The organism is Methylorubrum podarium (genome assembly GCF_040270385.1).
GTDB lineage: Bacteria > Pseudomonadota > Alphaproteobacteria > Rhizobiales > Beijerinckiaceae > Methylobacterium > Methylobacterium podarium.
In genome coordinates this window covers 1-19,038 of sequence record NZ_JBELQE010000061.1, presented here as the reverse complement: position 1 = coordinate 19,038, position 19,038 = coordinate 1, and the positions used below count along the sequence as shown (strand labels likewise).

The following is a 19,038-nucleotide window of genomic DNA, read 5'->3' as shown; positions in this document are numbered from 1 at the left end:
GATGTCCCGCTCGTCCTCCACCCGCATCGTCTGCATCCGCCACGGCGAATCGACCTTCAACGCGCATCACGAGGCGACGGGGCGCGACCCCGGCCATATCGATGCCCGCCTGTCCGAGCGCGGCCACGCCCAGGTCGCCGCCGCGCGGGAGGCGCTGCGCGCGATTCCCTTCGAGCTCGTCGTCACCTCGCCGCTGACCCGGGCGCTCCAGACCACCGCGGGCATCTTCTCCGATCACCCGTCCCGGCCCGACGTGCTGGTGGAGGTGCTGCACCGGGAGTGCCAGGAGAGCAGCTGCGACATCGGCCGGGCGGCCTCGGTCCTGGCGCAGGAATTCCCGGCCTTCCGGGTCGATCACCTGCCCGAGACGTGGTGGTACGCGGACGGGGAGGCGGGGCCGGAGGGCTGGCACGTCGAGCCGCGGACCCTGTTCGACCGGCGGGTCGCGGGGTTCCGCGACTGGCTGCGGGCGCGGCCGGAGCGGACCATCGCGGTCGTCGGCCACTGCACCTTCTTCTATCATCTGACCGGGCGCTGGCTCGCCAACTGCGAGGCGCTCGACATCGACCTCGCGGCGGAGCCGCGCCCGCGCGCCTACGGCTGAACCTTTGCCCGCGCCGTCTCCAGACGGGTGCGGGCGGAGAGCAGGTCGATCTCCGGCGCCTGGCGGCCGATCCGGAGCGCCTCGTCGAGAATCCGAAGCGCGGTCCGCCACGTCCCCTCCGCGAAGGGGGCGGCCCCCTCCGCGACCTCGGCGGCGCAGCGCGGGTCGGCGAAGGCGCGCAGGGCCGCGGTGGCGGTGCGCGACACGGCGGAGGCGCGGGCGCCCACGACCCAGGCGTGGCGGCAGGCGGCGGCGTGGGCGAGCGCGCCGCCCTGCATCTCGGCGGCGCGCAGCGCGACCATGGCCCCTGGCGCGTCGGAGGCCGTCTCGCAGCGGGCGGCGAGCGCCGGCAGGCCGGCCGCGTCGAGGAGCGGCGGCAGGATGCGGCGGGCGCTCTCCAGCGCGAGGAAGGCGGTGCGGTCGGCCTCGACCTCAGATGTATCCGCGGAACCGGAGAGCCGCAGCACGAAGGCCATCAGACCCTGCCGCTCGGCCTCCGGCATGGCGTCGTTGAGGCCGAGCGCGTAGGCCGCGAGCGGGCGCGAGAAGCAGGGCGGACAGTCCTCGCTCGCGGTGATCGCCCGGTAGGGCAGACCCGCCGCCACCAAAGCCGCCTCGTTGATGCAGGTGCCCCCGTCCGGCCCCGGGAAGGCGTGCGATCCCTTCAGGAGGCGCCAGTTCAGGAGGGGCGCGAAGGCGTCGAGGGCGTGGTCGCTCAAGCAGGGCTCCTCCCGATCCGAGAGGGCAGCCTGCCACGGCTCGAAGGGCGTTGGCGAGAGGGCGTTTAGCCACCCAGGCCGGTGGCCAGCCCCGACAGCATGGCGAGTCCCAGCACCAGCACGAAGGCCCCGGCCAGGAGTTCGAGCCCGCCGACCGCGAGGGCGCCGGCCGGACCGCGCCCGCCCGCGAGGCGCAAGGCCAGGGCCTTGGCGAAGACGGCGAGGCTCGCGAGCCCCCCGGTGGTGAGCGCGGTGCCGAGCGCCATGGCGAAGGTCGCGGCGATGCCGGCGGCGAGCATCCCTTGCGCGGCGCAGAAGACGAGGATCAGGACCGCCCCGGCGCAGGGGCGGGACCCCGCGGCGAGCACGACGCCGACCCGCTCGCGCCAGCCGTCGAGCCGGTCGAGGGCGGCGGCGTCCGTCAGACCGGCATGGCCGCAGCCGGGGCCGCAGGCCGCGGCGGGCGCATCGGTGGCGAGGCCGGCGAGCCGCCCGGCCTTGCGCCACGTCACCGCGGCGCCGAGCCCCGCCACGAGGGCGAAGCTCACGGTCTCGATCAGGGTGCCGGCCCGCGTCATGCCGGCGGCGGTCGCCCGCAGGACGAGGACGCCGACCAGCACGATGGCGATGGCGACGAGCGCCTGGAGCAGGGCGGCGGCGGCGCTCAGGGCGAAGCCGCGCCGGAGCGAGCGCTCGCCCGCCACGATGTAGCCGGCGATCACCGCCTTGCCGTGGCCGGGCCCGGCGGCGTGGAACACGCCGTAGGCGAAGCCCATCACGACGAGCGGCGTCCAGGTTCCGCCCGCCTTCAGCGCCGTCACGGCCGCGCGAAGCTGGCTCGAGAAATTGGACTGGACCGCGAGCAGCCAGCCCCCGAGCCCGGTCGCGGCGGGGGCGGCCTCGCGAAAACCGATGCCGAAGGGCGAGCGCGGCGGCGGGGCGGCGACGGGGCCGAGCGCCCAGGCGACGGCGGCGAGGAGGCCGGCGGCCGCCAGCACCGAAGCGGCGGCGAAGATCAGACGAAGCGGCCAGCGGACGCCCGCCGTGCCCGCGGGGCGCAACGCGGCGGTCAGGGACATGCGACGATGGCCCGGTTGGCGAACTGCTCGCCGTAATTCGCGGCCGCCGTGAGCGCCTCGAACATCGCCTCGGTCATCGACTGGCCGGCGGAGGCGACCGCGGGCTCGGCGTTCTTCGCCCGCGTCACCGTCATGCTGCAGCCGGGGGCGGCGCCGGCGAGGCGCAGGGCGTCGGCGCCCTCGGCGAGGCTGAAGGCGATGAAGTAGGTCGGATCGTAGATCTCGACCGCCGCGACGCCCCTGCCCTGCGGGGCGGGCGTCTTCAGCGGCAGCAGGAAGCTTAAGGTGAGCTTGCCGCCCTCCATGGCCATCCGCGGCTCCTGCGGCTCGGCGAAGGCCTGCTCCTTGCCCGCCACCTTGAGCTTCGTGAAGTAGGCGAACTCGGCGAGGTTGGCGGCCTGCTCGTTGGCCGAGCCCTGCAATTCCTCGGGCGAGAGCTTGCCGTCGCCGTTCGCGTCCAGCCCCTGGGTCAGGAAGGCGGTGTATTCGGGGTCGAAGGTCCAGGCGTGGCGGATGCCGGTGACGCGGCCCGCCTCGTAGGCGAGCTCGGCCTTGGCCGTGATCCAGACATGCGGGTGGGCGCTGGCCGAACGGATGGCGGCGAGATTGATCGCGAGGCCGGCCGCGAGGGCGAGCCCGGCGGCGAGGGCGAGACGTCTGAGGGATGCGGCGATCGGCATGGCGCTCGGATCGGTCTTGCCTGCGTTGGAGGAGGGTGCGGCCTGCGACTCTTGCCCGGACGATCGGGCGAAAGCAGGGCGCCGCGGCGGCGCGTGAAACGGATGGTTCGATGACGGAGGCCGAACTCGCGGAACTCCTGCGCGATTGCCCGACCCTGTTCCACATGGCGGAGGCCGGCGCTTGGCCGACGATCCGCGGCCACGGGCTCCTGAGCACCCGGGCTGCCCTCGACCGGTTCGCCGTGCCCGACGCGATCCGCGCGGCGGCGGAGCGGCGGCGACCGGAGGGGATCGTGCTGGAGCGCGCCGATCTCGGCCGGATCGTGCTGCGCGATCAGAAGCCGCTCAGCGACCGGGCCCTGGCCCGCTGCCTGCGCGACAGGTTGACCCCGGCGGACTGGCACCGCCGGCTCAACGAACGGGTGTTCTTCTGGTTGAGCCGGAAGCGGGTGCTGACGCTGCTGGCCGGCCGCGCCTACCGGGATCACGCCCACGAGATCCTGGAGATCGACGCGGCGGCCCTGGTCGCCGCCCACCGCGACCGGATCGAGCTCTCCGCCATCAATTCGGGCGCGACGGGACGTTTCCCGGCACCGCGCGGCGCGGACACGTTCCGGCCGATCGACGCCTACCCCTACGCGGAATGGCGGAAGAAGCGGCCGCGCGGCGAGCGGGTGGTGGAGCTGACGGTGCTCGGCGCCGTGCCGGAGCTGGAGCGCTTCGTGCGGCGCGTGGTCGTGATGCGCGGGGCGGACGAGGTGGAAATCCTCGCGGAGGCCGCGCCTACGGCCGCTTGAGCAGCGCCTCGACCTCCGCCTGCTCCGCCTCCGACAAGCCCTCCCGCGGCGGCGGGCGGCGGCGCGACAGGCGCCAGATGCCGAAGGCGCCCAGCCCTACCGCGAGGAGCGGACTCAGCCAGAGCAGCAGCGTGTGCCAGCCGAAGACCGGGCGCAGCAGCACGAACTCGCCGTAGCGGGCCACGACGTAATCGACGACCTGGCCGTTGCTGTCGCCCTCCTTCAGCCGCTCGCGCACCAGCACGCGCAGGTCCTTGGCGAGCGGCGCGTCGGAATCGTCGATCGACTGGTTCTGGCAGACGAGGCAGCGCAGGCCCTCCGAGATCTGCCGCGCCCGCGCCTCCATGGCGGGATCCTTCAGCACCTCGTCCGGCTGAACGGCGAGCGCCGGGAGAGCCGCGAGGCTCAGGGCGAGCGCGATGATCGTGGGGCGAAGGCGGCTCATTCGGCGGGCACCGCGGAGGGAGGCAGCTTGGCGCGCGCCTTGACCGGGGCGCCGACGCGCATGCGCCGATCGGTGAGCGAGAGGCCGCCGCCCGCCGCCATGATGAGCGAGCCGATCCAGATCAGCAGCACCAGCGGCTTATAATAGAGCCGCATGCCGATGGCGCCGTCGGGCATGACCTCGCCGAGGCTGGCGTAGATCTGGCTCACGCCGACCGTCTTCAGGCCGGATTCCGTCACCGTCATGCGGCGGGACGGGTAGAAGCGCTTGCCGGTCTCGACCGTGCCAACGTAGTCGCCCGCGCGGTTGCGCACCGTCAGGAAGGCGGTGGTCTCCTCGAAGTTCTTGCCCTTGGTCGGACCGACCCGGTCGAGGGTGGCGACGTAGGGGCCGGAGGCGACCTGACCGCCCGGCCGGATCGTCGCGAGACCCTCCGTCGCCCAGCCCTGCCCGGCGATGCCGAGCACCACGACGCCGACGCCGGCATGGGCGAGCGCGGTGCCCCAGGCCGAGCGCGGCAGGCCGATCGCCCGGCGCCAGGTCGTGCCGAGGTCGCGGGTCCGGTTCTGGCCGTAGCCGCGGGCGCGCGCCCAGATCTCCAGCACCGAGCCGATGATGAGGTAGGCGCCGAAGCCGAGGCCGACGGGGGCCATGATCGGACCGCCCCAGGTGAGCGCCGCGGCGGCGAGCGCGACGACGAGCGCCACCGCGAAGGCCGCGAACAGGCGCTGCGCCGCCGCCGCGGCGTCGCCCCGCTTCCAGGCGAGCGCCTGCCCGAACGGCACGATCAGGAGGAGCGGCAGCGCCAGTGGGATGAAGGTCCAGTTGAAGAAGGGCGGGCCGACCGAGATCTTCTCGCCCGTCAGCATTTCGAGGAGCAGCGGGTAGAGCGTGCCGACGAACACCGTGGCGCAGGCGGCCACCAGGAACAGGTTGTTCATCACCAGCGCCCCCTCGCGGGAGATCGGTGCGAACAGGCCGCCCTGGCGCAGGCTCGGCGCGCGCCACGCGAACAGGCTGAGCGCGCCGCCGATGAACAGGGCGAGGATCGCGAGGATGAAGACGCCGCGGCTCGGATCGGAGGCGAAGCTGTGCACTGAGGTGAGCAGCCCCGAGCGGACGATGAAGGTGCCCACCAGCGAGAGCGAGAAGGTGAGGATGGCGAGCAGGACCGTCCAGACCTTGAGCGCGTCGCGCTTCTCCATGACGACGATGGAGTGCAGCAATGCGGTGCCCGCGATCCAGGGCATCAGCGAGGCGTTCTCGACCGGGTCCCAGAACCACCAGCCGCCCCAGCCGAGCTCGTAATAGGCCCAGTACGAGCCCATGGCGATGCCGAGCGTCAGGAAGCTCCAGGCGATCAGGGCCCAGGGCCGCACCGCCCGCGCCCAGACGGCGTCGATCCGCCCCTCGATCAGCGCGGCGACGGCGAAGGCGAAGGTGATCGAGAAGCCGACATAGCCGAGATAGAGCAGCGGCGGATGGATCGCGAGGCCGAGATCCTGCAGCAGCGGGTTGAGGTCGTTGCCCTCCAGCGGCGCCGGCGCGACGCGGGCGAACGGGTTCGAGGTCGTGATGATGAACAGCACGAACACGAAGGTGACGCTCGCCTGCACCATCAGCGTGTTGGTGCGCAGGACCGGCGGCACGGAGGTCTTGGCGGTGGCGACCCAGGCGCCGAAAAGAGCGAGGATCAGCACCCAGAGGAGCATCGAGCCCTCGTGGTTCCCCCAGACGCCGGAGATCTTGTAGATCAAGGGCTTGGCGGTGTGCGAGTTCTCGACGACGTTCTGGACCGAGAAGTCCGAGGTCACGTGCGCGTAGGTCAGCGCGCAGAAGGCGAACAGGATGCAGGCGAAGGTGCCGAGCGCGGCGGGACCCGCCACCTCGCGCAGAGCCGCGTCGCCCGAGCGGGCCGCCCAGGCGGGCATCACTGCCTGCACCAGGGAGAGCGCCAGGGCGAGCGCCAGGGCGTAATGGCCGATCTCGACGATCACCGGCGGCTCCCTCGCGCGGTTTCGATCCGGATGGTCATGGAAATCCTCACCGCTCGCTGCGCTGGCCCAGGGTGGCGTCGGCCGAGGCCGGCTTCGCCGCGTCCTTCGGGGCCTCCTTCGCCGCTTCCTTGCCGGCGCCCTCCTGCCAGCGTCCCTGCGCCTTGAGGGCGTCGGCGACCTCGCGGGGCATGTAGTTCTCGTCGTGCTTGGCCAGCACGGTGTCGGCCCGGAACACGCCGCCGGCATCGAGGGTACCCTCGGCGACGATGCCCTGGCCCTCGCGGAACAGGTCGGGGAGCAGGCCGCGATACTGCACCGGAACCGTGGCGTTGGTGTCGGTCACGGAGAACTCGACGTTCTGGTCGGGCCCGCGCTTGACCGACCCCTCCGTCACGAGGCCGCCGAGGCGGAACCGGGTGCCCGGCGCGACGCCCTGCGCCGCCACCTCCGCGGGGGAGCGGAAGAACACGATCGAGCCGCTCATCGCCGACAGGATCAGCCCGAGCGCCAGCGCCAGCACGGCGCCGCAGGCGGCGATGAGGATCAGGCGGCGGCTCTTGCGGGTCACGACGGTTCCGTCCCGATTCGTCGGCTTCTTCTCGACCCTTCCGGCTGGCGAATGCCTGAAGGCCCCCCGACATCTGCGTCTTATCGAAAGACCGGTTTCGGCCCGACCGCCCGCCGGGTCAAGGTTGTACGGGCGGGACCGATTGTCAGGGGACGTGTCCCGCCGCGGTCCCATTCAAGCATCGTCCCGGATCGGGGATCCAGGACGATGCTCGAGATTCCTGTTTTTGCACCGGTTTTTCCAGACGAGCCGGCGGCCGCCTCTCGGGACGACGCTCTACGGCTGGGCCGGGTTCAGGCCGAGTTCCCTGCCCAGCGCGTCGAGGCGTTCCACCGCGGTCGGGTTGGCGGCGAGCGCCATCTTGGCCCGGTCGAGCGCCTGCGCCGCGGCCGGGCGGTCGCCGAGGACGCCGTAGGAGCGCACGAGCCGCATCCACTCGTCGGCGGAGCCGCCCTTGGCGGCGAGCCGCCGGTCGAGGCTCGCGACCATGCCGCGGATCGCCGCCTCGCGCTCGGCCGGCGGCATCGCCTTGACCGCGGCGGCCGCGGCGTCGGGCTCGACGGTGGTCTTCTCCCCGATCCGCTCGCCGGCCTTGTCGCCGGTCTCGGGCTTCGGCGGTGTCCCTGCCCCGGCGAGGCCGAGTTCGTGGGCCTGCCCGTCGAAGCGTGCCAGGGCTCCCCCGTCGTCGCGAAACGCCTTGCGTGCCCGTTCCAGGGCGTCGAGCGCCTTGTCGCGCTCGCCGAGCACCGCGTGGGAGCGCACGAGGCGCAGCCACTCATCGGCGGAGCCGCCCTGCTTGGCGAGGCGCCGCTCCAGCCCCTCGACCATGCCGCGGATCGCGTCGATCCGCTCGGAGGGCGGCAGCGCCTGGATGTTGCTGCCGGGCCCGGCCACCGGGGCCTCGGCCCTCGATCCCTGCCGAGTTCCTTCCTTGGCGCCGTCCTTGGTGCCGTCCCCGCCGCCCTCGGCCGCCGACCCGGAGACGGTCTCGCCCTTCAGCCGAGAAAGATTCTCCCGCACCGTCGGCAGCCAGGGGGCGTCCGCGGGCGCGGAGGCCGCCATCGCCTCGAGCCGCCGCACGGCGCCGGCGACGTCGCCGGCCTGCTCGTCGCCGCGGGCGAGATAGAACTGGGGCTTGGCCGCCTTCGGATCGGCGGCGAGGGCCCGGCCCAGCACCTTGCGCGCCTCCGGCGAGACCGTGCCGTCGGCCGCCGCGACGAGCGCCTCGCCCCAATCGGACAGGGCGTGGGCGTCCTCGCCCTTGAGGCGGACCAGGGCCGCGTAGGCGCGGGCCGCGTCGTCGAACCGCCCGAGCCGCATGTAGACCGGCCCGAGCACGCTCCAGCCACGGGCATCGTCCGGGTGGTTGGCGAGCCGCGCCTCGATCTGGCCGATGGCCGTCATCAGATCCTGCGCGCCGGCCCGGGTCGCCTTGCGGTCGGCGTCGGTCTGCGAGGGGAGATTCGGCGAGCCGTAGAGGCCGTAGACGACGAGGGCGACGAGGGGGATCGTGGACAGCGCGAAGGCGGAGGCCGCCCGGCGCTGGCGCAGATGCGGCTCGGCGATCGGCGCGGCGGCCGACGCCTCGGCCCGCTCCTCGCGGCTCGCCCGCAGCAGCCGGCGCGCGGCCTCGGCGCGCGCGGCCTCGGCCTCGGCCGGGGCGATGAGGCCGCGGCCGAGATCGCGCTCGATCTCGGCGAGCTGGTCCTCGTAGAAGCCGGTCTCGGTGGCGAGACCGTCGCCGCCCTCCGCCTCCGGTCCGGCCCCCGGCCGGCGGCGGCGCGACATCGGCCAGAGCAGCGCGAACACGGCCGCGCCGGTCATGGCCGCCAGGATGAACCAGATCGCCGTCATCAGACCCAAAATTTTCAGCTCGGCCCCGTGTAGAGCCCGAGCGGGGCCCGCACGACATCGCTTCCGGGCGACACGTCGTCACGCGCGGGGAGCGAAGCACGGCCATAGCACAGGCGGACCGGTCCGTAACCGTCGCGGAGCCCGCTGCGACTCAGCGTTGTCCGGCCCCCGCGGGCGCGTCGCCCGGCACCTCGATCACCGCGCGCAGGCCCCCGAGCGCCGCCGCCTCCAGGCGGAACCGGCCGCGATAGAGCGCGGCCAGGTCCGCCACGATCGACAGGCCGAGGCCGGAGCCGGGCTTGGTCTCGTCGAGGCGCCGGCCGCGCTTGAGCACCGCCGCGCGGTCCTCCTCCGGCAGGCCCGGCCCGTCATCCTCCACCGCCACGAGCAGGTGGGGATAATCGTGCTCGCCCGTCGGCGCGGCGGAGATCGAGACCCGGCCCGCCGCCCATTTCGAGGCGTTGTCGACGAGGTTGCCGATCATCTCCTCGAAATCCTGCTTCTCGCCGCGGAAGCGCAGGCCCGGCGGGACATGGACCTCGTAGGCGATGTCCTTGTCGCGGTAGATCTTTCCGAAGGTGCGCACGAGGCCGGCGAGCGCCGGCTCGACCTCGGTGGAGGTGCCCAGCGTGCCGGCGAGCGCGGCGGCGCGGGCGCGGTCGAGATGGTAGTTCACCTGATCGCGCATCACCGCCGCCTGCTCGCGGATCTTCTCCGACAGTTCCGGCGGGGCGTCGCTGCCGCCGGCCTCGTTGACGATGATCGAGAGCGGCGTCTTCAGGGCGTGGGCGAGGTTGCCGACCTGGGTGCGGGCGCGCTCCAGGATCTCGCGGTTGGTCTCGATCAGGAGGTTGATCTCGCCCGCGAGCGGGGCGATGTCGCGCGGGTACTCGCCGTCGATCCGGTCGGCCTCGCCGCGGCGGATCGTGCCGAGCGCGGTGCGCAGCTTGCGCAACGGCGCGAGGCCGAAGCGGATCTGCAGGAGCGCGGTCGCTGCGAGCGAGAAGCCGAGCAGGCCGAAGGTCATGAACAGCGAGAAGCGGAAGCGCTCGACGTCGTTGACGATCTCGTCGGCGGGTCCCGCCACCCGCACGGTGTAGCGCCCGTCGGCGCCGACATCGACGTCGCGCTCGACGATGCGCAGGGTCCGGTCGTCCTGGCCCTTGCCGTAGCCCTGGCGGATCTGGCCGATGGTCGCGGTGCCGGCCTGATCGGGCCCTTTGAGCGGCACGCCGACGAGCGAGCGCGAGGTGCGCAGGTCCCGCGGCTTCGCGTCGGGGCGCCCGACCTGCCAGTACCAGCCCGACAGCGGCAGGTCGAAACGCGGATCGCCCAGCGAGAAGGAGCGCGTCTCCGGCTCGCTCGGGCTGACCAGGTCGGTGGCGAGGTTGTTGGCGAAGACGAGCAGGCGGCTGTCGAAGGCGCGCTCGGTGTTCTCGCGGTAGAGCGTGGTGAGGATGAAGGCCGCGATGACGAGGATCGCGGTGCTCGACAGGAACGAGGACACCGCGAGCCGGACCGCGATGGAGCGGCGGCGCAAGGGGAGCCAGGCGAAGCGGTCGGTCATCGGCGCGGTTTCGTCTGCGGGCTGTCGCTCGCCTCGTCCTTCGTCCGGTCCGGCCCGCGCCGGTACAGGAAGGCACCGACGACGGAGACGATGGTTCCTCCGCCGATGACCCCGGCGACCCAGGGCTCGCCCATCCAGAGCGCGACGACGGCGACGGCAAGGGCCGAGAGGGCGAACAGCGTCGCGCTGATCTGACCGATCAGATCGCGCCGAATGGAGGCTTCGAGTGCCGCCTTCTCGTAGGCACGGCGGTGCTCGGACTCTCCCTCCCACTGCCGGAAGATGCGCTCGGGCGCGTCCGGGACGAGTTCCCGGAACTCCTCGATGACGGCGGGGGGCGGCAGAGGGCCACGCCAGTAGGCCCCGCGCTCGATCACGACGGACGCCTCGCGGAGCGGATCGGCCTTGCCCTGATCGGTCGGCCCCGCCTGCCGGGCCGGCGTCTTAGTTCGCCGCGGCTTGCGCACGCGCCCGCTCGCGCTCGATCACGACGCGCAGGTCGTCTCCGATCCTGAGGCCGTCGCCGAGCAGGGCCTCCGCCTCGTCGCGATGGGGATAACGCAACGGCGCGGTCGAGGACGGCCATAGTGAAGCCAGGGCGCTCAAGCCGGCCAGGAGGCTGCCGAGGCGCGTCCGATGCGGAGATGTCGGTGTCGTCGCGAGCATCGATCGCCTGGGCGAAAAACCGTCTACGTGGATGGCGCGGTCCAAGCCGGTCCTCGAGTGACCGTCTCGTCCGACATGTCGAATCTAGGACAGGGCGTCGCCGGTTGCCAAGGCATTCCGCCGTCGCCCCGCCGGCTCCGCCCTGCTCAACCCCGCCCCGCCGGCTGGTTCGGATCGATCAGGTAGCCCAATCCCCGCACGGTCTGGATCAGGTCCACGGCGAGCTTCTTGCGCAGCCGCCCGACGAACACCTCGATCGTGTTGGAATCGCGGTCGAAATCCTGGTCGTAGAGGTGCTCGGTCAGCTCGGCGCGGGAGACGACGCGGCCGGTATGGTGCATCAGGTAGGAGAGCAGCCGGTACTCGTGGCTCGTCAGCTTGATCGGGGCGCCGTCGACGAAGACGCGGCCCGAGCGGGTGTCGAGGGTGACGGGACCGCAGGCGATCTGACTGCTGGCATGACCGGCCGCGCGGCGAAGAATCGCGCGCACCCGGGCCATCAGCTCCTCCATGTGGAAGGGCTTGGTGACGTAGTCGTCGGCGCCCGCGTCGAAGCCGTCCACCTTGTCGGACCAGCGGTCGCGGGCGGTGAGGATGATGACGGGGGTCTTCACCCCGGCCCGGCGCCAGTTCTGGAGCACGGTGACGCCGTCGGCCTTGGGCAGGCCCATATCGAGGATGATCGCGTCGTAGGGCTCGTTCTCGCCGAGATAGCCGCCCTCCTCGCCGTCGAACGCCTTGTCGGCGACGTAGCCGGCCTCTTCCAGCGCGGCGACGACCTGCCGGTTGATGTCACGGTCATCCTCGACCACGAGCAGACGCACGGTCGGTTCCTCCTCGTCACGGGCGGCGCACCGCCCCTTACCACTGCCCGCTCACCTGTCCCGACTGGGCATCGACCATGACGTGCATGAACTGCCCGTCCCGGCGCAAGGCCGTCAGCAGGTAGACGAGCCCCGTCTCGTGCCGGCACAGGCTGGCGCGCTGGATCTCGGCGCGGGGGATGATCTGGCGCGCCGCGCGGATCGCGGCGATGGGCGGCACGACGCGCTTCTCGGCCACCGCCTCGCGCAGGTCCGCGGGCGACAGGCAGTTGTCGCCGCGGTTCAGCGGCTCCCGCTGGACCGGGACCGGCGCGAGGGCACCGGTCTCCTCGGCGAGCGGGCCGACCGCCCCCGCCGCGAGGACCGCGGCGGTCGAGACGACGATCAGCAGGGCGAGAGCTTGGCGCATCGGGGGCGACTGTCGCGCCAGCGCACTGAATGCGCCCTGAATGTTCGTGCGGGCCGCCGCGCCGAGCGTGAAACTCGGCATGAAAGCTGTCTTGCGGTCGCGGGCCATGTCCTGAGTCGGCGCAGTTGTCGAGGACAAGGCGGGACCGGCCCCGCGGTTCCCGGGGCGGGATTGCGCACGCCCCCCTCACGCCGTTCCTTCCGTCCGCGCGCGAAGGCGAGGGTCGCAGCACAGGCGCAGGGTCAAGCTCGCCAGATTCCCGCTGTCGACGGCGTCGAGGGCGGCCCGGCGCAGGGTGATCAGCGAGCGCTCGAAGCCGCGGCGCGCCACCTCCAGGCGGCCGGCGGCGGCCCGGGAGCGGCTTCGGCGCGAGGCCCGCGCGGCCGGAGCCGGGCCGGCGGCGGAAGCAGGGGCAGGCATGGGAAACTCCCTCTCATGGGTCAGAGGTTCGGCGGTCAGGGGTTCGGCCGGTGCTGCAGCTCGCCGATGCGCCGCAGCAGATCCTCGAACCGTTCCCGCGCGCGCTCGTCGCTGTGCGAGACCGCCCGGGCGGTCTCGCCCGTGAGCCGGACCAGATCCTCCAGCACGCGGGTGCGGCTCTCCAGGGCGGCGGCCACCGCCGCATTGGTCTGGGAGGCGCGCTCCAGCGCCGCGGCGGTGGCGCCCGTCTCGGCGATGCGCGCCTCCAGCACGCGCAGGCCGTCACGGTAGAGGTGGAAGCAGGCGAGCCCCAGCAGCACCGCGACGATCCAGCCGACGCCTCCGTCGGCGAAGAGGAGGTGCGCGGCTTCCGCGGCGATCTTGTCCATGGTTCCCACTCCCGGCACGTCGCCCGGATCGTCGCCTCCGGTGTTGCGCGGCACCAGGGCGTCAGGCGGTCTCGCGGCCCCCGCGGGCGGCCTCACGCGCGGACCCGCTTCCCAGGGCGCGCTCCAGGGCCGGTTCGAGGGTGTTGCCGGCGGTCGCCGCCGCCTCCAGGGGCAGGGACCGGAACACCTTCTCCGCGACACCCTCGCCGCCGCCCGCCGCCCGGATCAGCCAGGCCGGCGCCTGATCGAGTGCCCGCTGCACGGCGCGCGCGATCACCGCCGAGCCGACGGAAACGGTCAGCCGCCGCCCGCGGACGGCACCGGCGACGGCGTTCAGGGCGAAATCGGTGGCGTTGCGCACGAGGCGCTCGACCAGAGCCTGCGTGAGGAGCAGGCGCAGGGGGCCGCCGAAGCGGGCGAGGGCCGCCGCGAGCGCGGCGACGAGCACCGGCGTCAGCAGCGCGGCCAACCCTTGCGCGAGCGCCAGCACGGCGTCGCCCCAGGGCAGGACGAACAAGGCGGCGTCGGCAACGGCGAGCGCCGCCGCGTGGGCGGGGGCGCAGCCGCCGAGCAGGAGGAGCGGCGGCAGGGCCGGCCCGACCAGGACGACCCTGGCGACGGTTCGGGCGAAGTCGGCGGTGGGCGTCATGGCGGCGATCCTTTCGGGCGCGAAGGGTAAGGTGAGAAGAGGACGCGTTCAGCGGCGGGCGCGAAGCCGGTCCCGCAGCCAGTTCCGCCAGTTCCGCGCGCGCGTGAACCAGCCGGGCCTGGCAGCGGGCGGCGAGGACGGGGCGGGCGCGGAGACGGGCAGCGCATCGCCGCGGCGGGCCCGCGGCAGGGCGGTCGGGTAGGGCGTGTGGAACTGGTCGAACTCGCCCTGGCGGCGGGGGATGATCGCCGCCGGACGGTTCCACATCAGGATCGCTTCGCCCGCGCCGGCCCGGTCGCCGGCCCGCAGGCGCCGCAGCACCGTGGAGCGCCGGAAGGCCGCCGGGCCGATGTTGAAGCAGAGGGAGACCAGCGCGTCGAAGGCGTGCTGCGGCAGCGGCTCGGGGATCGCCTCGGCGACGGTGCGCACGAAGGCCGCCACGTCGCGGGCGAAGACCGCGTCCGCCTCCGCCGCGCCGATGCGCAGGCTCGCCCGCGGCACCGGCGGACCCGCGGCGGCGGTGTGGCCGACGCCGATGGTCCAGATGCCCTCGCTGTCGCGATAGGCGTCCAGCCGCCGCCCCTCCCGGGCGATCAGCACGGCGCGACCGACGGCGCTGAGGTCCATCGTCGATCTCCGATGTCGAGGGGAACGGGTCTCGAGGGGCGGGCGGCCTAATCCAGGCCCTCGAACACCAGCGAGAACAGGATGTTGGTCGTGGGCGCCGCCCCGGCGCTCGACACGATCCTGAGGCACCAGCGGTCCGATCCGTCGAAGACCGCGCTGTTGACGAGGTCGGCCGCCTGATTGGAGCCGCTTCCCGAGATCGTGCAGGTCAGGGCGGTGTCGGTGAACAGCTTCTGGAGCGTGAAGGTCCAGCTCTGGCCGGCACCCGGGGCGCCCTGCGTCACGACCCGCAGGGACCGGAACTGTCCCCGCCGGCCGGCGGCGGCGTAGACCTCGCTCTGATGTCCGCCGATGAGGGCATTGGTGAAGTACCGCGTCGCCCCGGCCGGCACGGGCCCCGGCCCGCTATTGCCCGCGATCACCTGCGCGGTCAGCACCGGCACGTCCGCGACGCTGACGCGGCCGGGAAAGGCGACCCGCCCCGTGGCGCGGTCGATCCGCAGCGCCTCGAACCAGTCGCCGCCGTTCGGGGAGACCTTCACGTGAAGGTCGTCGTCGCCGGTCAGCCCGATCTCGGCGCGGGCGGAAAACCCGGTTTGCATCAGCAGGGAGAGGACGTTGCCGGCCGCCTGCTTGTTGAGGGTGTAGCGCAGGTCCCCGCTGCCGCCCTCCGCGCTCGTCAGGGCGGTCCAGAGCGCCTTGTTGAGCTTGGCCGCGAAAGGATTGTCCGCATCCGCCCCCGTGCCGACCCCGAGGCGGGTCAGCCCGTCGAGAATGGTGAGCGTGGCGCGCAGCGGCCTCCAGGCCGAACCGGTGAAGAGGTAGAGTTCGGCCTCGTCGGCGACGAAGGCGGTCCAGCCCGCCCGCGGCTCGAGGGACAGCCACGCCCCGTCCTGAAAGCGGGCGATGCGGCCGGCCCAGCCGGTCCAGGCACCGCTCGGGTTGCCCGCGGCGATCAGGTAGCGGTCGCCCTCGGCGGGGCGCGCGGGCGGGGCGGCGCGGTCCTTGTCGAGGACGGCGAGCTGCACCAGCGCGTCGAGCAGCGCCAGCGCCTCGTTGTGGGTGACGTGCTTCTGCGCTTGGCCCCCCGCGATCAGCGGCAGGGCGAGGCTCGGGGTCGTGTCGGCCATGGGCCTCTCCGTCGGGGATCGGATGGGATCGGCGGTCACACGGTCCGCAGGCTCACCCGCGCCCGGCGGGCGGGGCCGGGGCCGGCGAGCCGGCCGAGCTGCACCACCGCCGCGTCGATCTCGGTGCGGCGCGCCGAAATCGGCGATCTCGTCGGCGCTGGCGTAGAGGACGCTCGTCGTGTCGGCGCCCAGGCTGCGCAGGATCCGCCCGTCCTCGGCGAGGATGTCGAGGCGGTAGCCTTCGGCACCCTCGTCGAGGGGCACGTCCGCCGGCTCCCAGGCATCGGCGTCGCGCCGTGCCCGGCGGGTCCAGCTGAAGCGGACGCCGCCGGCCTCGCGCCGGCCGCGCAGGTGGACCGGGCTGAGCGGCACGAAGACGGTCAGGTCCGCCGTCGCCGTAAAGCCCACGACCGCGGGATCGGCCGGATCGCGCTCCGCCGGGCCGACGCGGTAGAGGAAACGGCGGCCGGCCTCGTCGAGCCGGTCGATCAGCGGCCGGACGGCGCCGTCGTCGAGGCGCACGATCAGGCTGCCCGTCCCCGCCGGCCGGCCCGCGGCGGCCTCGCTGCCGGCCAGTCCCCGCAGCAGGCCCGAGAGCCGCCACGTCTCCGCTCCGACCAGCTCGGCTCTCGCCGCGGACAGGATCTCGACCGCCCCGTCCGGGCCGATCAGCGCGAACAGGTTGCCGCCCGCGAGTGCTGCGGTCTCGCCGACCGCGCTCAGGCCCTCCGCGTGGCGCAGGGTGACGTCGAGGCGGGCGTTGCGGTCGAAGCGCCAGAGCGGGCCCGGCGGCAGCGGGGTCAGGGTGCGGCCGAGGCAGGCCGGGTGGTCGAGGCTGCGGTGGGGCAGGAACGGCGCCCCCTCGCCGGCCGAGCGCCAGACCACGACGGCGCCGGGCCAGGGATCGGCCGAGACGGCGAGATAGGAGAGCGGCACCGGATCGCCCCGCTCCACCGGCAGGACGAGCGGCAGGGCGAAGACCGGACCCGGCACGGCCGGCGGCCTCCGGCCCGGTCGCGCGACCGGCGCGGCGGGGGCGGGATCGGGCCGGGACAGCGGCACCGCCCGGGTCTCGATCCGGCGGCCCGTCGGGGCGTCGTCGATGCGGGTGATCCGGTGGAGCGCGCCGCGGGTCTCGTCGGGAAGGGCCACGAGGTCGCCGGGCTCCAGGTCGATCCGGCGCGGGCTCACCCCGAAGGCCGCCGTGTCGCGGCCCGCGAGCGCCGCGTCGAGGACGGTCTCCGCCAGCGCCTGCGCGGCGTCGCGCCGGGTGACGAGGGCCGCATCGATGCGCACCTCCTGCCGCCGCGCCCCGGCCGGGCGCGCGGCGGACACGGCGGCGCGGCGGTAATCCGGGCTCTCGCCGTCGGAAAAGCCGACCGCGACGGAGCGCGGCAGCTCGCTCTCCTGCGCCCGCACCCGGCGCAGGGGCGCCGTCTCGCCCTCGCCGAGGACGAGGTCGCCCGCCTCCAGGGCGGCGGGGGCGCCCGCCCGCCCGTCGCGAATGCGCAGCGTCCCGGCCGAGACCGAGACGTCGAGGCCGAACAGGCGGGCGAGGGGCTCCAGCGCCTCGCGGGCGGAGAGCGGCCGATCGAGCACGGCGCCGTCGAGGAAGCCGGCGGCGTCGATGTCCAGGGGCGCGTCGATGCCGAGATCACGGAGGATCGCCGCGATCAGCCGGTCGAGTTCCAGCCCCTCGATCCGGCCGGTGATCCAGTGGCCGAGCGCCCAGTTGGCGGCGTCCGACCATACGGTCGTGAAGTCGGGGAAGGCCGGGAAGGGCCGCGCGTCCCAGGCCCAGACGGAGATGTTTTCGGCAGCGATCATCCGGCCGCCATAGACGGGCGAGACCGGATTGTGAGCCGGCTCGAAATCGTCCGCCTCCTCATCGAAGCGCGAGAGGATCGCGTCGAGGCCGCGGGCCTGGATCAGGTCGTCGCGGGTGCCGCGGGAAAAGGGTGGGAGCGCGTTCTCCGACGATTTCGGATCGGGGAAGACGTTCGGCCCGTTGGTACCGCGATCGACCGCGGGGATGCCGATCTCGGTGAGCCAGATCGGCTTGGCCCCCGGCATCCAGGCCGTCGGCCCGGTCTCGACGCCGCCGGCCCGCTCGACATGCGGGTTCGACCACCACGCGACCAGATCCTTGGCCCGGTAGATCCACGGCTTGCCGTAGGCGCCGTCGGTGATCGGCGTGCGGCGTTGCACGTCCCGGTCCTCGGGGCTGGCGTAGTACCAGTCGAACGCCTCGCCGGCGCCGAGACGCGTTTCGAGATAGGCGCGGTCGTAGGGGCTTGCCGCCTCGGCCGCGTCGCGGTGATCGGACCCGTCGCGCCAGTCCGAGATCGGCGGGTAGTAGTCGATGCCGACCGCCGCGACGGCCGGATCGGCGAAGAGCGGATCGAGGGGGAAGCGCACGAAGGCGCCGCCCTCGCGGACATGGGCGCCGTACTCGGTCCAGTCGGCGGCGTAGACGAGGCCGACGCCGCTCCCGAGGCGGGCGCGGACCTCGCCCGCGAGACGCCGGAGCTGTTCGACCGCCGGATAGGCGCCGGCCGGCCCGCGCACTCGCGTGAGGCCCACGAACTCGCTGCCGAGGATGAAGCCGGCCAGCGGCGCCCCCGCCGCCGCCCAGCCGGCGGCGAGGCCGGCATAGTGCAGGACCATTGCCCGATAGCCCTGCGGACCCTCGAAGAAGGCCGCGACCTGATCGGCGGCGGCGCCCGTGCCGTCCGGGCTGCCGGCGCGGTCGGGGGCGGGATCGCAGGTGATGCGTCCGCGCCAGGGATAGGCCGGCTGGCTCTCGCCGGAGCGATATGGGTCCGGCAGGGCGTTGCCGGCCGGCACGTCCATCATCACGAAGGGATAGAGCACGACCGAGAGGCCGCGGCGGCTCAGCTCCGCCACCAGCCGCCCGAGCCCGGCATCGGACGGCGTGCCGCCATAGGCGGGTGTCTCGCCGGAGCGGGAGACGGCCCGCGCCGCGGCCCGGCTCAGGCCGGCCACGGCCCAGGGCTCGCCCGGCGTCGCCTTCGTCGCCGAATCGACCCGCGGCGTCACGGTGCAGTGCCCGGCGCGCAGGTCGTCGCCGAACCAGCTCGTCACCACCGAGACCCGTTCGAGCCGCGGGCACAGGGCCTGGAGCGCGTCGAGGGAGGCGACGACGTCGCTGGCACCCTGGAACTGGAAACGGTTTGCCGGCTTCGTCGCGCCGAACCCGGCATCCTCGCTGACGGCGAGCGGGTCGAGGCCGAACTCGGTGGAGCCGGGGATCAGGCAGACCGCGCGGATCCTGTCCGCCAGCCCGGCGACGGGGCGGATCACCTCGAAGGCGAATTGCGGGACGCGGTTGCCGAAGGCGGCGAGCGGCAGGCGCTCGAACACGATGTAGGCGAGGCCGCGATAGGCCGGCGCGTCGTCCGCGCCCTCCTTGGCGACGATGAGCGGGTCGGGCGCCTGCGTCGCCGAGCCGGTATGGACACGCCAGTTCAGCGTCGTCAGGTCGAGTTCGCTGCCGTCCGCCCAGATCCGGCGCACCAGGGCGATCTCCCCGGCGCAGAGGCCGACGGCGAGATCGACGAAATAGCTGTAGGCCGTGCGCACCGTCTTCTGCC

The 19,038-nt window shown here is 73.6% G+C and carries 19 protein-coding genes and 1 pseudogene; 2 read left to right on the top strand and 18 right to left on the bottom strand.

The window, feature by feature from the left end; translation table 11 throughout:
- The first annotated feature begins 1 nt into the window (after position 1).
- Entirely contained in the window at positions 2–604 is a 603-nt protein-coding gene (locus ABS772_RS10640) for a histidine phosphatase family protein (RefSeq protein WP_350394365.1), read from the top strand.
- On the opposite strand, the gene ABS772_RS10635 is transcribed toward ABS772_RS10640, so the two are convergent.
- From ABS772_RS10635 to ABS772_RS10625, 3 genes are all read right to left on the bottom strand, one after another.
- On the bottom strand, positions 595–1,323 hold the full coding sequence (locus ABS772_RS10635; RefSeq protein WP_350394363.1) for a hypothetical protein: 729 nt from the start codon (positions 1,321–1,323) through the stop codon (positions 595–597). The two genes, ABS772_RS10640 and ABS772_RS10635, sit on opposite strands and share 10 nt — an antisense overlap.
- Before the next feature lie 65 nt (positions 1,324–1,388).
- Entirely contained in the window at positions 1,389–2,402 is a 1,014-nt protein-coding gene (locus ABS772_RS10630; RefSeq protein ID WP_350394362.1) for a nickel/cobalt transporter, read from the bottom strand.
- A complete protein-coding gene (locus tag ABS772_RS10625; protein ID WP_350394360.1) occupies positions 2,393–3,082 on the bottom strand; it encodes a DUF1007 family protein in 690 nt (229 codons plus the stop codon). The genes ABS772_RS10630 and ABS772_RS10625 overlap by 10 nt, the downstream gene beginning before the upstream one ends.
- Before the next feature lie 110 nt (positions 3,083–3,192).
- Between ABS772_RS10625 and ABS772_RS10620 the strand changes: the two genes are divergently transcribed.
- A complete protein-coding gene (locus ABS772_RS10620; RefSeq protein WP_350394358.1) occupies positions 3,193–3,879 on the top strand; it encodes a DUF7002 family protein in 687 nt (228 codons plus the stop codon).
- On the opposite strand, the gene ABS772_RS10615 is transcribed toward ABS772_RS10620, so the two are convergent.
- The 15 genes and pseudogenes from ABS772_RS10615 to ABS772_RS10545 form a co-directional block, all read right to left on the bottom strand.
- A complete protein-coding gene (locus ABS772_RS10615) occupies positions 3,866–4,324 on the bottom strand; it encodes a cytochrome c-type biogenesis protein (RefSeq protein ID WP_350394356.1) in 459 nt (152 codons plus the stop codon). The two genes, ABS772_RS10620 and ABS772_RS10615, sit on opposite strands and share 14 nt — an antisense overlap.
- Positions 4,321–6,321, bottom strand: a complete 2,001-nt coding sequence (locus ABS772_RS10610) for a heme lyase CcmF/NrfE family subunit (protein WP_350394354.1) — start codon at positions 6,319–6,321, stop codon at positions 4,321–4,323. Before ABS772_RS10610 ends, ABS772_RS10615 begins: the two co-directional genes overlap by 4 nt.
- Positions 6,322–6,367: 46 nt before the next feature.
- Positions 6,368–6,889, bottom strand: coding sequence for a cytochrome c maturation protein CcmE (ccmE, locus tag ABS772_RS10605; RefSeq protein ID WP_350394352.1), 522 nt, complete (start codon positions 6,887–6,889; stop codon positions 6,368–6,370).
- A 276-nt stretch (positions 6,890–7,165) separates the two neighbouring features.
- Positions 7,166–8,743 (bottom strand): c-type cytochrome biogenesis protein CcmI, encoded by a 1,578-nt coding sequence (ccmI, locus tag ABS772_RS10600; protein WP_350394350.1) that lies wholly within the window; start codon positions 8,741–8,743, stop codon positions 7,166–7,168.
- A 151-nt stretch (positions 8,744–8,894) separates the two neighbouring features.
- A complete protein-coding gene (locus ABS772_RS10595; protein WP_350394348.1) occupies positions 8,895–10,310 on the bottom strand; it encodes an ATP-binding protein in 1,416 nt (471 codons plus the stop codon).
- Entirely contained in the window at positions 10,307–10,777 is a 471-nt protein-coding gene (locus ABS772_RS10590; protein ID WP_350394346.1) for a DUF2335 domain-containing protein, read from the bottom strand. The genes ABS772_RS10595 and ABS772_RS10590 overlap by 4 nt, the downstream gene beginning before the upstream one ends.
- Positions 10,755–11,021, bottom strand: coding sequence for a hypothetical protein (locus tag ABS772_RS10585; RefSeq protein ID WP_350394345.1), 267 nt, complete (start codon positions 11,019–11,021; stop codon positions 10,755–10,757). Before ABS772_RS10585 ends, ABS772_RS10590 begins: the two co-directional genes overlap by 23 nt.
- A gap of 101 nt (positions 11,022–11,122) precedes the next feature.
- Positions 11,123–11,800, bottom strand: a complete 678-nt coding sequence (locus tag ABS772_RS10580) for a response regulator transcription factor (protein WP_350394343.1) — start codon at positions 11,798–11,800, stop codon at positions 11,123–11,125.
- Positions 11,801–11,837: 37 nt separating this feature from the next.
- Complete coding sequence (locus tag ABS772_RS10575; RefSeq protein WP_350394413.1) at positions 11,838–12,209, bottom strand: PepSY domain-containing protein; 372 nt, start codon at positions 12,207–12,209, stop codon at positions 11,838–11,840.
- Positions 12,210–12,395: 186 nt separating this feature from the next.
- Entirely contained in the window at positions 12,396–12,629 is a 234-nt protein-coding gene (locus tag ABS772_RS10570) for a hypothetical protein (protein WP_350394341.1), read from the bottom strand.
- Between the two features lie 35 nt (positions 12,630–12,664).
- A complete protein-coding gene (locus ABS772_RS10565) occupies positions 12,665–13,018 on the bottom strand; it encodes a hypothetical protein (protein WP_350394339.1) in 354 nt (117 codons plus the stop codon).
- A 61-nt stretch (positions 13,019–13,079) separates the two neighbouring features.
- A complete protein-coding gene (locus tag ABS772_RS10560; RefSeq protein WP_350394337.1) occupies positions 13,080–13,667 on the bottom strand; it encodes a hypothetical protein in 588 nt (195 codons plus the stop codon).
- A 48-nt stretch (positions 13,668–13,715) separates the two neighbouring features.
- The gene (locus tag ABS772_RS10555; protein WP_350394335.1) at positions 13,716–14,294 is read right to left on the bottom strand and encodes a lysozyme; all 579 of its coding nucleotides are present in this window, start codon (positions 14,292–14,294) and stop codon (positions 13,716–13,718) included.
- A gap of 47 nt (positions 14,295–14,341) precedes the next feature.
- Positions 14,342–15,424, bottom strand: coding sequence for a DUF2793 domain-containing protein (locus tag ABS772_RS10550; RefSeq protein ID WP_350394333.1), 1,083 nt, complete (start codon positions 15,422–15,424; stop codon positions 14,342–14,344).
- Between the two features lie 35 nt (positions 15,425–15,459).
- Positions 15,460–19,038, bottom strand: a pseudogene (locus tag ABS772_RS10545) (baseplate multidomain protein megatron); the annotation flags it as partial.

Coding starts and splice junctions, on each gene's coding strand:
- ABS772_RS10640 (WP_350394365.1), top strand. CDS start 2: ATGTCCCGCTCGTCCTCCACCCGCATCGTCTGCATCCGCCACGGCGAA.
- ABS772_RS10630 (WP_350394362.1), bottom strand. CDS start 2,402: ATGTCCCTGACCGCCGCGTTGCGCCCCGCGGGCACGGCGGGCGTCCGC.
- ABS772_RS10625 (WP_350394360.1), bottom strand. CDS start 3,082: ATGCCGATCGCCGCATCCCTCAGACGTCTCGCCCTCGCCGCCGGGCTC.
- ABS772_RS10620 (WP_350394358.1), top strand. CDS start 3,193: ATGACGGAGGCCGAACTCGCGGAACTCCTGCGCGATTGCCCGACCCTG.
- ABS772_RS10615 (WP_350394356.1), bottom strand. CDS start 4,324: ATGAGCCGCCTTCGCCCCACGATCATCGCGCTCGCCCTGAGCCTCGCG.
- ccmI (WP_350394350.1), bottom strand. CDS start 8,743: ATGACGGCGATCTGGTTCATCCTGGCGGCCATGACCGGCGCGGCCGTG.
- ABS772_RS10595 (WP_350394348.1), bottom strand. CDS start 10,310: ATGACCGACCGCTTCGCCTGGCTCCCCTTGCGCCGCCGCTCCATCGCG.
- ABS772_RS10575 (WP_350394413.1), bottom strand. CDS start 12,209: ATGCGCCAAGCTCTCGCCCTGCTGATCGTCGTCTCGACCGCCGCGGTC.
- ABS772_RS10570 (WP_350394341.1), bottom strand. CDS start 12,629: ATGCCTGCCCCTGCTTCCGCCGCCGGCCCGGCTCCGGCCGCGCGGGCC.
- ABS772_RS10565 (WP_350394339.1), bottom strand. CDS start 13,018: ATGGACAAGATCGCCGCGGAAGCCGCGCACCTCCTCTTCGCCGACGGA.
- ABS772_RS10560 (WP_350394337.1), bottom strand. CDS start 13,667: ATGACGCCCACCGCCGACTTCGCCCGAACCGTCGCCAGGGTCGTCCTG.
- ABS772_RS10555 (WP_350394335.1), bottom strand. CDS start 14,294: ATGGACCTCAGCGCCGTCGGTCGCGCCGTGCTGATCGCCCGGGAGGGG.
- ABS772_RS10550 (WP_350394333.1), bottom strand. CDS start 15,424: ATGGCCGACACGACCCCGAGCCTCGCCCTGCCGCTGATCGCGGGGGGC.